General features: G+C 44.5%; 7 protein-coding genes and 1 pseudogene. 5 read left to right on the top strand and 3 right to left on the bottom strand.

The window, feature by feature from the left end; genetic code table 11:
• Positions 1-106: 106 nt before the first annotated feature.
• Together yqfB and AB4371_RS02390 are read left to right on the top strand one after the other, a co-directional pair.
• Positions 107-421, top strand: a complete 315-nt coding sequence (yqfB, locus tag AB4371_RS02395) for a N(4)-acetylcytidine aminohydrolase (protein WP_017063603.1) — start codon at positions 107-109, stop codon at positions 419-421.
• Positions 422-489: 68 nt separating this feature from the next.
• Positions 490-939, top strand: a complete 450-nt coding sequence (locus tag AB4371_RS02390) for a hypothetical protein (RefSeq protein ID WP_017063604.1) — start codon at positions 490-492, stop codon at positions 937-939.
• Positions 940-1,020: 81 nt separating this feature from the next.
• On the opposite strand, the gene AB4371_RS02385 is transcribed toward AB4371_RS02390, so the two are convergent.
• The 3 genes from AB4371_RS02385 to AB4371_RS02375 all read right to left on the bottom strand — a co-directional run bounded on the left by AB4371_RS02385 (position 1,021) and on the right by AB4371_RS02375 (position 4,699).
• The gene (locus AB4371_RS02385) at positions 1,021-2,259 is read right to left on the bottom strand and encodes a leucine-rich repeat-containing protein kinase family protein (RefSeq protein ID WP_372073748.1); all 1,239 of its coding nucleotides are present in this window, start codon (positions 2,257-2,259) and stop codon (positions 1,021-1,023) included.
• Between the two features lie 428 nt (positions 2,260-2,687).
• Positions 2,688-3,266 (bottom strand): TetR/AcrR family transcriptional regulator, encoded by a 579-nt coding sequence (locus AB4371_RS02380; RefSeq protein ID WP_017066051.1) that lies wholly within the window; start codon positions 3,264-3,266, stop codon positions 2,688-2,690.
• Positions 3,263-4,699: a coniferyl aldehyde dehydrogenase gene (locus AB4371_RS02375; protein WP_372083876.1), complete on the bottom strand. Its 1,437-nt coding sequence runs from the start codon at positions 4,697-4,699 to the stop codon at positions 3,263-3,265. Before AB4371_RS02375 ends, AB4371_RS02380 begins: the two co-directional genes overlap by 4 nt.
• 561 nt (positions 4,700-5,260) lie before the next feature.
• On the opposite strand from AB4371_RS02375, the gene speA reads away from it, so the two are divergent.
• The 3 genes and pseudogenes from speA to AB4371_RS02360 form a co-directional block, all read left to right on the top strand.
• A complete protein-coding gene (gene speA / locus AB4371_RS02370; RefSeq protein WP_372148787.1) occupies positions 5,261-7,168 on the top strand; it encodes an arginine decarboxylase in 1,908 nt (635 codons plus the stop codon).
• Positions 7,168-8,093: pseudogene (speB, locus tag AB4371_RS02365) on the top strand (agmatinase). Before speA ends, speB begins: the two are co-directional and overlap by 1 nt.
• A 662-nt stretch (positions 8,094-8,755) precedes the next feature.
• Positions 8,756-14,639 (top strand): retention module-containing protein (locus AB4371_RS02360; RefSeq protein WP_372148785.1); only part of this gene is annotated, 5,884 nt, incomplete at its 3' end.

The following is a 14,639-nucleotide window of genomic DNA, read 5'->3' as shown; positions in this document are numbered from 1 at the left end:
CTCGCATCTCGCATCTCGCATCCCGCACCTAATTTTTATTCGCTTGAACACGCATTCTGGTATATAAACATTTACCTAACCTTTAAATGTAAAGCGACCGAAATAAATGACCGCACCGACCACTATGACGTTCTTCGAACGTTTTGAAACTGACATCCTATCTGGCAAGAAGACGATTACTATTCGTGATGAATCTGAGCGAGACTACCAGCCAGGCAGTGTTGTGGAAGTATCGACGCTAGAGCAAGACCGTGTGTTCTGTAATCTTAAGATCATCAGCGTTGAGCCAATTTTGTTTGATGACTTAGGTGAGTTCCATGCTCAGCAAGAGAACATGACGCTGCAAGTACTGAAAGACGTGATTCAAGATATCTACCCGGGTATCTCTCAACTGTATGTGGTTTCTTACGAGCTTGTGTAGCCCGCTTTAAATAGAATTTGTTGATCAATACTGCGTCTAACGCAGAGCAATGATAAAGGGAAGCCACAATGAGTGAATTACAGAGCGAAACAGTTCAGCAAATTTTGCTTCAACTTTATTGTCGTGAGCAAAATGAGCAGCCGTTAATCTCTAGAACTGATCTCGACATTGCTCTTTATGATAGCGAAGGCTTTCTAGCGTGGCGTGACACAAGGCGTAACTTTACGGTCAGTGATATCGAGAATCGAGTTTGGGTGAAGAGCTGCCCCGGCGGTTACATCACTGAAGTGCACTTCAATGCTGACGGTTCTTTGATTGAATATCGTTTGTTCGACCGATTTGAAACAACAGGGCAGTGGCAACTAAAAGACGGTTTGTTACACGTCGAGATTCTGAAGGGTGAGAACTGCTACCAGTTTGCTGTTGTGGCTCGTGCTGACCTTAATATTCACTCTGCGGTTGAGTATAAGAGCGGAGAGCTGCATTCGTACTTGAAGCTTGTTCAAGTTGAAAGCTAAACGCTGGTTCGTTTAATTAGCATATAAAAAAGCCAACAGTGATGTTGGCTTTGTTGTCTTCAATCTGACTGAATACTTCTATTAAGCTTCGAAGTTCGCCAATCGAGTATAAAGCTCGCTGTCTTGATCTTGCTTTGCACAAATCGTCAGTAGGTCTTCAATAAAGTACTTCAATGCACGTGCTTCAATTCGGCGAATACCTTGTTGATGTTCTTCAGTTAGGTAGCCGTAGATAGTCGCAGCGCCAAAGTCACCAAAGATCATCTGACCTTGTTCGTTCACTAAAGTGTTGTGAGCGTATAGATCACCATGAGAGACTTTATTGGCATGAAGGTGTTCAAACACATCAATCATCTGCTCTGTAATGCTATTGATTTGAGCAATTGAAAGTTCGAAACCTTCTGGGAAAGTATCACGCGTGCAAGTCTCGAGTGTTGGTGGTAGCCCTAGGTTGTAGTAGCTGTTTGGAATGAGTTCCATCACCAAAGCTAGGTAATCTTGTTCCTCTACTTGGGCGATAGATTTTACCAAGTTGTTATGGTGTCCAGCCTGCAAGCACGCTTCCAGTTCATCATGTGGGTAGCCGTCACTGGTGACTTCGCCTTTAAACACTTTAACCGCCACTTCCTGTGGAAAATCGAAGTCGCTGTTTAGCCAGCTTGCATGCGAGATCACGCCAGATGCGCCTTGGCCAAGTACTTGATTCAGTGAATAGCTTTGAGAGCTAACCGCAGGCACGCTATCTAAGCTGCTAGGGTGTTTGCAAAACGGGTTACCCGCAAACGCTAACCAAGCCAGTTTTGGTAGCTTGATAAGGAACTCTGGGAATTCAGTCAACTGGTTTGCAGACAGGCGAACTAGCTCAAGGTTGGATAGGTTTTCCATGCTTTCTGGTAACACGCGAATCTTGTTACCCGCCAATGCCAGTTTCTGTAGTCGCGGTCTTTCACCTAGTGAGCTAGGCAGGGCCTCAATCTCATTGTCGGTCAGGATTAACCAACGTAGTTGAGTCGGCAGAGATTGTTCGCTAACGGTTTTGATTTGGTTGGTTTTGAAGCCAACCATTTCGAGCTTAGGAAGTGACCCTAGAACATCAGGCAGGTGCGTAAACAGGTTATTCGACGCGAAGATAATACGCAGGTTAGTTAGCTTTGATAACTCGGCTGGTAGGTCTGACAGCTGATTACCTGAAAGGTCTAGGATCTCAAGAGAATCTGCAAGCTCTATGATTTCTAGAGGAAACTCGGTGAGACTTTCCGACAGTTTTAAGCGCTTAATACCTTTAAGTTGCCCTGATTTTAATTGTTCTAGAGTATGCAAACCTTAGCCTTATGAATAGATGTTCGAGGCGCGTAGTTTACTTGTCTCAATCAAGAAAGGCGAGTATCCGGAAGAATACTCGCTTAACTAAACTAAGTGAACGAATTTACGAAGGTTAAAGCTGGATATGGTTTTGGCTAACGCCGACTTCCTCAACAAAGTCGCTATCATGACTGACCAAGATGAATGCACCCTGGTATTCACGCAGAGCCGAAGCCAATATTTGCTTCGAGTCTATGTCCAAGTGATTGAATTGTGTTCAAATAATTAAAGCACCTGTGTGGCGCTTTAGTGATCATTATTGGAAATAAATTGAATCTAGAATTTATATTTTTTGGTTTAGGGTTTAGAGCTTAGAGCTTAGAGCTTAGAGCTTAGAGCTTAGAGCCTTGGGCTTAGAGCTTAGAGCCTTGGGCTTAAAGCTAAAGCTACTTGGTTTGCCCACCAACGGCGCGCCAACACATATCAAAGCTATCGTTGATGTACTTCGATGTTTGCTCTGGTGGAGACTCGCTTTGTTCAATCAGCCAGTTTGCACAAATCAGAAAGTGGCTATGAATGAAGTGTCTAACAAGGTTAATGTCCAACACCATCAATTCACCATCTTGTTGCCCTTTCAAAATGATCTCGTCTAGCGATGCGAACATCTGTGAAACAATCACTTCTCGAGTTTGAGTCGTTGGGTCGAAATGAACATTGGTGAAGAACTTCATCGCAACCGGATTCTCTAATGCCCACTCAATTCCTGTGATCCACATGAACTTAAAGGTTTGGTAGCGATCTTCTACAGCCACATCAGTGTGCGGTTGAAGGGTCGAGAATAGCTCTAGCTTCAGCTCGCGAAACAGTTCATCAATCAATAGAGATTTATTCTCGAAGTGGTGGAACAACGTCGCTTTTGCCACGCCGGCTGTTTTCGCTATTTGTCCGGTAGATGTGCCCTCTAGCCCCTGTTGAGAGAAGAGCAGGAGTGCAGCATCTAGGATTTTTTGTCTTTTGGTGATCATCTATTGAGTACTTTGAACATCAGTTTCTTGATTGGGTTGTTGTAAGGAGGATGCATTAACTTGGTGAAGTTGATTTTTCCTCTACTTAGAACGGTTTTGGCATGGCTAAGGGTCTTGAAGCCCTCAATGCCGTGATAGTGTCCCATGCCTGAAGGGCCGATGCCACCGAATGGTGCGTCTTCTGCAGCCACATGCACCAAAGAATCATTAATACACACGCCGCCAGAGTGCGTGTCTGATAAAAGCTTGTCTTGGGTTTCTTTATTATGGCTCATTAGGTACAGAGCCAGTGGGCGTTCTCTCTCTGTGATGTAATTGATTGCTTCTTCGATGGAATCATAAGGCACGATAGGCAAAACAGGACCAAACAGCTCTTCTTGCATCGCGAGCATCTCATCGTTCACTTCGGTGAGAAGGTGCGGCGTCATTCTGTGGTTTACATCGTCTTGTGCTTGTTCGGTTACCGTGTGAATAACCGCGCCTTTGGCTTGTGCGTCTTCAATGACACCTTTCAAGCGATTGTATTGGCGCATGTTGATCACTGAGGTTAAGTCTTTGCTCTCAATACCGGCTTTATAAAGCTTCTTGAAATAACGCTTATAGGCTGTGATGAACTCGTCTGATTTTTCTCGCGGCAATAAGATGTAATCAGGCGCTACACATATCTGGCCAGCGTTTAGACTCTTGGCAAACAAGATACGTTCAACAGCGTCAGCTACATCAAAGTCAGGGGCAATGATGGTTGGAGATTTGCCGCCTAATTCCAAGGTAACTGGTGTTAAGTTGTTAGCCGCTGCTCTCATAACGTGTTTACCCACAGCGGTTGAGCCTGTGAAAAGGATATGGTCAAACGGCAGTTGGCTAAATTTAGCGGAAACGTCAGCTTCGCCTTCGATAATCGCAACCTGATCTTCACTAAAGCCTTCGGCCAACATCGCTTTTAAAATTCGGTTGGTCGCTGGAGTAAACTCCGACATCTTGAGCATCGCCGTGTTGCCCGCTGCTAACGCTGTGATCAGAGGGCCTAAAGAGAGCATGACTGGGAAGTTCCAAGGCACGATGATACCAACCACACCTACTGGCTGATAATGCACAGTAATCTTGGCTGGTGTTAGCATCAAGCCGGCTTTTCGACGTGAAGGCTTCAACCACTTCTTCAGGTTTTTATCACTGTAATTGATCTGGTGTAGGGAAGGGGTGATGTCAGCAATTAAGCTGTCGTGCTCTGCTCGATGGCCATAATCTTCTGATACCGCTTCAATTAACTGCTCTTGGTAGCGCATTAATAGTTTTTTCAAGACTGAGAGATCATTTCGTCTCTGATCAAGTGTTGGATTAACGTTGTTACGGTAGTGATCTTGTTGTCGGTTGAATATTTGATCCATGTCGTTGGTGCTCGACGTGTTTGGTTCAAGGTCTAGATTATGGCTCATAGTATCCCCTAAATTCGAAGGCTGACCGATTGGTTGGTCAGTTAAAATTACAAGAAGATTGAACCGAATACAAGATATGCGCGAGAAAAGTTCAAAAATTGAGCGGTTACAACATTGAAGTGAGCGAGTTCTAGTAGGAAGAATGAAGTGTTTATCGGCATCGAATCGCGGGACACAAGCTGTGTTGGTGATAGCGAGAGTTCAGATTGTGAAGTGCTTATATTTGTCACAACTCTGACTTAACCTCACTCAATTTACTAAAAATCTTTTGGTTTCTGCACATTTTTTCTCCCTAATTTAATGTGAGAAATTGCTTTATATTTAATGCGCTTCAGCCTGTTTTTTACCCTAAAACCTTGTAATTCCTTACCTGTCATTTTAAGTCGATCTGTCGATAAAAAAACGTAATCGTCACCACAAATATCAATGGTTGGACTCGCTCTTAATAATATCGGTTAATGCAGCCAACAAATCGTTTTTGAACGCTTTTTGTTGGGTTATACCTCGCTATTCCAAAGAGGTATCTTCTGTCGATGGCCCTATAGTGTGAGGTCTCTAGAATTGGAAAATTCGGTTAATTTGGAACGCATCCGTGCTGAGTATAATGTAAAGCACTGGAGCCAAGGTTTTTATGGAATTGATGATAACGGTGAGGTGTATGTTTCACCGAGCGAGACGGATCATCAAGTCCCACTAAGTAAGATCGTAAAACAGTTAGAGCAAAGAAATATTGGTTTACCTGCTCTTGTGCGTTTTCCTCAAATAGTGCATCAACGTGTGCACAATATCTGTAACGCATTTAACCAAGCGATCGACGAATATCAGTACGACAATCGTTACCTACTTGTTTATCCGATTAAAGTTAACCAACAAAAAGAAGTGGTTGATGAGATCTTAGCGAGCCAAGCTCAATTAGAGCAAAAGCAGCTAGGACTAGAGGCGGGCAGCAAACCTGAACTATTAGCGGTACTGGCGTTGGCTCAAAAAGCGAGCTCTGTGATCGTGTGTAACGGTTACAAAGACAGAGAATACATCCGCCTTGCACTGATTGGCGAAAAGCTAGGCCACAAAGTCTTTATCGTTCTAGAGAAGTTGTCTGAGCTTGATCTTGTTCTTTCTGAAGCGAAAGCACTTGGCGTAAAACCTCGTTTGGGTTTACGTATTCGTCTTGCTTCTCAAGGTGCAGGTAAATGGCAAGCAAGTGGTGGTGAGAAGTCGAAATTCGGTTTGTCTGCATCACAAGTGCTTACTGTTATCGAATGCTTGAAAGCCGAAGACCAGCTGGATGTACTTGAACTCGTGCACTTCCACCTAGGTTCACAAATGGCAAACATTCGTGACGTGCGAAATGGCGTGAGTGAAGCGGCTCGTTTCTACTGTGAACTGCGTGATATTGGCGCTCAACTGAAGTTCTTAGATGTTGGTGGTGGCTTGGCAGTCGATTACGACGGCACGCGTAGCCAATCTTCAAACTCAATGAATTACGGCTTGCTTGAATATGCTCGTAACATCGTGATGACAGTAGGGGATATTTGTAAACTCTACAATCAGCCACAACCTGTGATTATTTCGGAGTCTGGTCGCTCACTGACTGCGCACCATGCTGTGTTGATCACCAACGTGATTGGTACTGAAAGCTACTCACCGGAAGATATGGCTGCGCCAGAAGCAGACGCACCACTGTTGCTAAACAACATGTGGAAGAACTTCTTGGAGTTAGATGCAGGTAATGATGACCGCGCGCTGATTGAGATCTACAACGACACGCAAAGTGATATCGCAGAAGCACACAACCAATTTGCGACAGGCATGCTGAACCTTCAGCACCGTGCTTGGGCAGAACAGATGTCTTTGCGTATTAACTATGAACTTAGCTCTCGTATGAGTACTAAGAACCGCTACCACCGTCCAATCTTGGATGAGTTGAGTGAGCGTTTGGCTGATAAGTTTTTCGTGAACTTCTCTTTGTTCCAATCGTTGCCAGATGCTTGGGGTATCGATCAGGTGTTCCCTGTATTGCCTCTAAGTGGTTTGGACAATGCGGACGAGCGACGCGCGGTAGTACTAGATATCACATGTGATTCTGACGGTACGATCGATCAGTATGTTGACGGCCAGGGCATTGAAACAACGTTGCCAGTGCCAGCATGGAACCCAGACGAACCTTACCTGATGGGCTTTTTCCTAGTAGGCGCATACCAAGAGATCTTGGGTGATATGCATAACCTATTTGGTGATACGCACAGTGTTGTGGTGAATGTTGATGAAAGTGGTCAAGCGAATATCGACTACATCAACGAAGGCGACACAGTAGAAGACATGATGCGTTATGTTCATATCGATATGGACCTAATTCGTCAGAACTACAAAGAATTGGTCACGGCGAAAGTACCAGCTCAAGAACAGCAAAGCGTACTTGAAGAGTTAGAGCAAGGCTTGATGGGTTACACCTATCTTGAGGATTTTTAATGAACGATCTATTTACGAAACCAGATTACTCGCTGTATTCCAATGCGATGACGTTTATGCGTCGTCCTTTGGCACAGAACCCAATCGACAACGATGCTGATGTGGTTGTGTTGGGTGCGCCGCTAGATATGGCGACGTCCGGTCGTCCGGGTGCTCGTATGGCCCTGATGCGATTCGTCGTGCTTCTGTGAACTTGGCGTGGGAAGGCAAAAAATTCCCGTGGGATTTCAATGTATTTGAACATACCTCGGTAATTGATGCTGGCGACCTTGTGTTTGATTGCGGTGATGCAGAAGACCTAACTCAACGTTTAGAAGCAGCTGCTGATGCGATTCTAAACAGTGGTAAAACTCTGTTAGGTTTAGGTGGCGATCACTTCATTACACTGCCTTTGTTAAGAGCATATGGCAAGAAGTACGGTGAGATGGCTCTGATTCACTTCGACGCGCACACTGACACTTACAGTCAGGGCAGTCGTTACGATCACGGTACTATGTTCTACCATGCGCCAAATGAAGGTTTAATTTCGCCTGAACATTCAGTGCAAATTGGTATTCGTACAGAGTACAAGCAGGAAGGACACGGCTTTAACGTTATTAACGCGATGCAAGCGAACGACATGAGCGTGGACGAGATCATTGCTCAAGTGAAAGGCATTGTTGGTGATAAGCCAGTTTACCTAACGTTTGATATCGATTGTCTGGATCCTGCTTTTGCTCCGGGTACAGGTACTCCGGTTTGCGGCGGTTTGAATTCAGATAAAGTTCTGAAAATTATCCGTGGCTTGCAAGGTATCAACATGGTTGGTATGGACGTTGTAGAGGTTTCTCCAGCGTATGACCAAAGCGAGATTACAGCATTGGCTGGTGCGACGATTGCTCTCGAGCTGCTTTACGTCTGGACTGCAAATCGCCTTGCTAAATAATAGTGTGTCATTGTTAACAGCGTAACGCTATATACTGATTTTAAAGCCCACTAAGGTTTAACTTAGTGGGCTTTTTTTGTCACTTCCAGAAAACAACCTGTGACCAAATTGAAGAGGGGAGCTGTTGTTTATCAGTTGGTTAAAATTCCGATATATACATTTTATGCAACTTGTTTTATTGTTTTTGATACAAACTCCACCACCTATCCTCTGGTTATTGTCTCACAAATGGTAATTACTTCTGCTTTACTGTTGACGTATAGAAAGCATCAATCAATACCCCATGTTTGCTAATGATTTATCAACTTTATTGCTGTATGTATTATAAATAATGAGGTGTAATTATATTGTGAATTTATTTGCATATAAATCAATACCATACTAACTTTTAACTAAGTTATTCAAACTCCAACAAGAATCCCTCGGTTTGTGAAAAAGCGCCTCTTAGCACAGACATGGCATTTTTTATGGGGAAGACTAGTCTTAAGAGTAAGTAAACTATAAAAAAACAGGTGAAATACTTTCTCATTTCAGGCCAGTTAGGCGTAACAATGGATTGTCATTGATGAGAGCTAAGTATGTATTCAAGTGAAACCTGAAATTGTTATTACCAATAATTTTCACAGCGCTCGAGAGCAGTGTTTTGTGACTACGGGGGATATATGGATATCGAAGTTTCACGCCAGGTTGCTGTAGTTGAGGCAGTTAGTGGACATGTTGTGGTCGTTAAGCCAGACGGCAGCGCAAGAAAAATTTCAATTGGCGATATCATCCGTGAAAATGAGATCGTGATTACGGCCAACAAGTCAGAACTTGTATTAGGTGTGCAGAATGATTCAATTCCAGTTGCAGAGAATTGTGTCGGTTGTATTGATGAAAATGCTGCATGGGTAGACGCCCCAATAGCCGGTGAGGTTAATTTTGACTTACAGCAAGCGGACGCAGAAACCTTCACCGAAGACGACCTTGCTGCAATTCAAGAAGCCATTTTAGGTGGTGCCGATCCGACTCAAATCCTAGAGGCAACGGCCGCTGGTGCTGGACAAGGTTCTGCAAACTCCGGCTTTGTCACTATTGATTACAACTACACACAGACTCAGCCATCGACATTCTTTGAAACCGCTGGTCTAGCAGAACAAACGGTTGATGAAGACAGAGAAGAGTTCAGGTCGATCACTCGTTCATCAGGCGACCAATCAATCAGTGAAGCTCTTACTGAAGGCTCGATATCTGATAATACTTATCCTCAATCTATCACGACGACAGAAACTATCATTGCTGGTAGTTTAGCGCTCTCCCCTGATTCTTTTGTTCCAGAAGCACTGTCTCTCGCTTCGCTACTCACAGAGCTAAACAGTGATATTACTTCAAGTGGTCAACCCGTTACGTTTACTTATGATGCGGCGACGAACTCTATCATTGGTGTTCAAGGCACCGATGAAGTATTACGCATCGACATCGATGTTGTTAGTGTTGGAAACAACGCTGAGCTTTCATTGACCACAACGATTTCTCAACCAATTGATCACGTAACGTCTGTTGGTGGCGGTCAGGTTTCCTATACAGGCGATCAAATTAACATCACTTTTGATATTCAAGGTGAAGACACCGCCGGAAACCCATTAGCAACACCAATTAATGCGCAAGTTGCCGTGGTTGATGGGGGCGATCCGTCTGCTGAAAGTGTGAATATCAGTAACGTAGAAACTAGCAGTGCAGCAATTGAAGGAGCGTTCTCCAATATTGGTAGTGATAATCTTCAATCAGCTGTATTTGATGCTGGTGCACTGGACCAGTTTGATGGGTTGCTCAGCGATAATCAAAATACGCTTGCAAGGCTATCTGATGATGGGACAACGATCACTTTGTCCATTCAAGGTCGAGGTGAGGTTGTTCTCACTATCTCACTAGATACCGATGGTACTTATAAATTCGAGCAGTTTAATCCAATAGAACAAGTGGGCACCGATTCACTGACGTTCGATTTACCGATCACGATTACCGATTTCGACCAAGATGTTGTAACCAATAACATCAACATTGTTATCACTGATGGCGATAGCCCAGTCATTACTAATGTCGACAGTATTAGTGTCGATGAAGCAGGCATCATTGGTGGCTCACAAGAGGGAACCGCGCCTGTAGCGGGGAGCGGAAGTATCACTGCCGATATTTTCGAAAGCGACATCATCGACCATTATGAACTGGAGCCGACGGAATTTAATACGGGTGGCACCTTGGTTTCAAATGGTGAGGCTGTGTTACTCGAGCTGGTTGATGAAACCAATGGTGTGCGAACGTACGAAGGCTATGTTGAAGTCAATGGTTCTCGAATTACGGTCTTTGATGTTAAAATTGATAGCCCTTCATTGGGCAACTATGAGTTTAATCTTTATGAAGAACTTTCTCATCAAGGCGCTGAAGATGCGCTGCTAACTTTTGCATTGCCAATTTATGCTGTTGATGCAGATGGCGACCGTTCTGCACTATCTGGCGGTTCGAGTACACCAGAAGCCGCAGAGATTCTCGTTAATGTCACAGATGATGTTGTTGAGCTAGTTGATAAAGTTGAGTCAGTCACGGAACCAACTTTAGCCGGCGATACCGTTGTTTCGTATAACCTATTCAACTTCGAAGGCGCTGATGGCTCGACAATTCAATCTTTTAACTATGATGGTGTTGATTACTCACTAGATCAGAGCTTGCTGCCAGATGCTGTTCAAACATTCAGTTTTACTGAGGGTGTTGTAACCATCTCACTAAATGGCGATTTTAGTTTTGAAGTCGCTCGTGATATCGACCACTCAAGCAGTGAAACTCTCGTCAAACAGTTCTCGTTTTTAGCTGAAGATGGTGATGGAGACACTGACACTTCATCGCTTGAGCTAAGTATCACTGACGGCCAAGATCCAATCATTGATTTGATCCCGCCTGTTACTCTCTCAGAAACCAACCTTGCTGATGGATCTTCTCCAAGCGGAAGTGCGGTCAGCGCTACCGAGACGGTTACCTTTACTGCAGGCAGTGATGATGTGGCGAGTTTCCGTATTGAACCAGCCGAGTTCAATGTCGGTGGTGCTCTGACGTCCAATGGGTTTACGGTAGAGATTAAAGAAGATTCGGCTAATCCAGGTACTTACATAGGCTTTATTACTGATGGCTTGAACGCTGAAGTTCCTGTATTCACGATTGCTTTCTCTACAAGTGCTTTGGGCGAATATACCTTTACTTTGCTTGAAGCGTTAGACCATGCGGATGGTTTAGATAATAACGATCTGAGCTTCGATCTACCTGTTTATGCGGTTGACACAGACGGCGATGATTCATTGGTTTCGCAACTGAATGTGACCATCGGTGATGATGTTCAAATCATGCAAGACGGCACATTAGATATCGTTGAACCGAATGTTGCTGATTTGGCTGGTGGTATTGTAACGACCAATATGATCGATGTGATGCCAACGCAAAGTGCTGACGGCGCGACAATCACTCAGTTTACTTATGACGGTGTCGTAAACACACTGGATCAAAGCATTTCAGGCGAACAGCAATTTAGCTTCACGGAAGGCGAGCTATATATCACTCTTGGAGGAGAAGTACGCTTTGAGCCAAATCGTAATTTAGACCACACAACGAGCGAAGACATCGTGAAGTCGATTGTGGTGACTTCAAGTGACTTCGATAACGATTCTCTGACTTCTACCGTAACGCTGACGATTACTGATGGTGATAACCCTACGATTGACGTTATTCCAAGCGTAACCCTTTCTGAAACAAATCTGACTGATGGCTCCGCTCCTAGTGGCAGCGCGGTGAGCTCCACTCAAACCATCACATTTACCAACCAAAGTGATGATGTGGTTCGTTTCCGAATTGAACCAACGGAATTCAATACTAACGATGATCTTAAATCGAACGGTTTAGCCGTTGAGTTACGTGAAGAGCCGACAGGGTCGGGTGACTACATTGGTTTTACTACTAGTGCGACGAATGTCGAAACCACGGTATTTACGCTGAGTTTTTCTAGCACCATATTAGGTGAATACACGTTCACACTCATTGAAGCGTTGGACCATCAAGATGCCCGTGGTAACAACGAGCTCAGCTTTGATCTGCCTGTTTATGCGGTAGACAGTGACGGCGATGATTCACTGATGTCTCCGTTAAATGTCACTATCGGTGATGATGTTCAAATCATGCAAGATATTGCGTTAGATATCGTCGAGCCCAACCTTGCAGATGGTACGGTAACAACTAACACCATTGATGTGATGCAAAATCAGAGTGCTGATGGCGCGACGATCACTCAGTTTACTTATGACGGTCAACTACGAACCCTTGATCAGAATGACAATGGTGAACAGCAATTCAGTTTTACTGAAGGCGAACTATTCATCACGCTTCAAGGCGAAGTGCGCTTTGAGCCCAACCGCAATCTCGACCACACGCTGAACGAAGACATTGTGAAATCAATCGTGGTGACATCTAGTGACTCCGATAACGATGTGCTTACCTCAACCGTCACGCTGACCATTACCGATGGTGATATTCCGACCATTGATAATGTGCCAACTGTGAACTTGTCGGAAACCAATCTGAGTGATGGCTCTGCACCAAGCGGTAGCGCGGTTAGCTCAACTCAAACTATTACTTACACCACTCAAAGTGATGATGTGACCAGCTTCCGTATTGAACCGACTGAGTTCAATTTTGGCGGCACTCTCACATCAAACGGATTAGCTGTCGAGCTGAAAGCTGACCCAACCACACCGGGCGGCTACATCGGTTATGTTACTGATGGTTCGAATGTTGAAACCAATGTGTTCACGATTAGTTTCTCGGATACCAATTTAGGTCAATACACCTTCACCTTACTTGAAGCACTAGACCATGTAGATGGCCTCGCAAATAATAATTTGAGTTTCGACTTACCGGTTTACGCGGTCGATAGCGATGGCGATGACTCGTTGGTGTCTCAACTTAACGTGACCATTGGTGATGATGTTCAAATCATGCAAGGTGGTACGTTAGATATCACTGAACCAAATCTTGCAGACGGCACAGTGACAACCAATACCATCGATGTGATGCCAGAACAAAGTGCCGATGGTGCGACGATCACTCAGTTTACGTATGACGGTCAAGTTCGAACACTGGATCAAACGGACACAGGTGAGCAGCAATTTAGCTTCACAGAGGGTGAGTTGTTCATCACTCTTGAAGGTGAAGTACGCTTCGAACCAAATCGCAATCTAGACCACACGGTTAGCGAAGACATCGTCAAATCGATTGTGGTGACCTCAAGCGATTTAGATAACGATGTGGTGACGTCAACGGTCACTCTGACCATTACTGACGGTGATATCCCAACCATTGATGCAGTGCCAAGCGTTACTCTGTCTGAAATCAATCTTAGTGACGGCTCTGCGCCAAGTGGCACTGCAGTTAGTCAAACTGAGACGATTACCTTCACCAATCAAAGTGATGATGTGACCAGTTTCCGTATTGAGCCAACAGAGTTCAATGTGGGCGGTGCACTGAAATCGAATGGATTTGCGGTTGAGATAAAAGAAGATTCGGCTAATCTGGGTACTTACATTGGCTTTATTACCAACGGTTCGGGCGCTGAAATCCCAGTGTTTACGATTGCTTTCTCTACGAGCTCATTGGGTGAATACACCTTTACTCTGCTTGAAGCGTTAGACCATGTAGATGGTTTAGATAAGAACGATCTGAGCTTCGATCTGCCTGTTTATGCGGTCGATACGGACGGCGATGATTCATTGGTGTCTCAGCTAAACGTGACCATCGGTGATGATGTCCAAATCATGCAAGACGGTACGTTAGATATCATCGAGCCAAATCTGGCTGATGGCACAATCACAACCAACACCATTGATGTGATGCCAAATCAGAGTGCTGATGGCGCGACGATCACTCAGTTCACCTATGACGGTCAACTAAGAACACTTGATCAGAATGACACTGGTGAACAGCTGTTCAGCTTCACTGAAGGTGAGCTTTATATCACCCTTGAAGGGGAAGTGCGCTTTGAACCTAATCGCGATCTAGACCACTCAGTTAGTGAAGATATCGTGAAGTCGATTGTCGTGACTTCAAGCGATTTTGATAACGACCCGGTGACTTCAACCATTACGCTGACCATTACTGATGGTGACAATCCGACTATTGATGCGGTGCCGAGCGTATCACTTAAAGAAGCGGATCTCGCTGATGGCTCATTGCCAAGTGGTAGTGCGGTTAGCCAAACGGAAACCATCTCATTCACGAATCAAAGCGATGATGTTGAGAAATTCCGTTTAGAGCCAAGTGAGTTCAACAGTGATGACTCATTGAAATCCGATGGTCTGCCAATTGATCTGAAAGAAGATCCGACAGGCTCAGGTAACTATGTTGGTTTTACAACTAGTGCCTCGAATGTAGAAACACAGATTTTCACATTAAGCTTTAGCGCTGCGACTCTGGGGCAATATACCTTTACGCTGTTGGAGAATATCGACCACGAGGATGGTCGTGGCAATAACG

The organism is Vibrio sp. 10N.261.51.A3 (assembly GCF_041471965.1).
GTDB lineage: Bacteria > Pseudomonadota > Gammaproteobacteria > Enterobacterales > Vibrionaceae > Vibrio > Vibrio crassostreae_C.
This window is presented reverse-complemented; position numbering and strand designations above follow the sequence as displayed.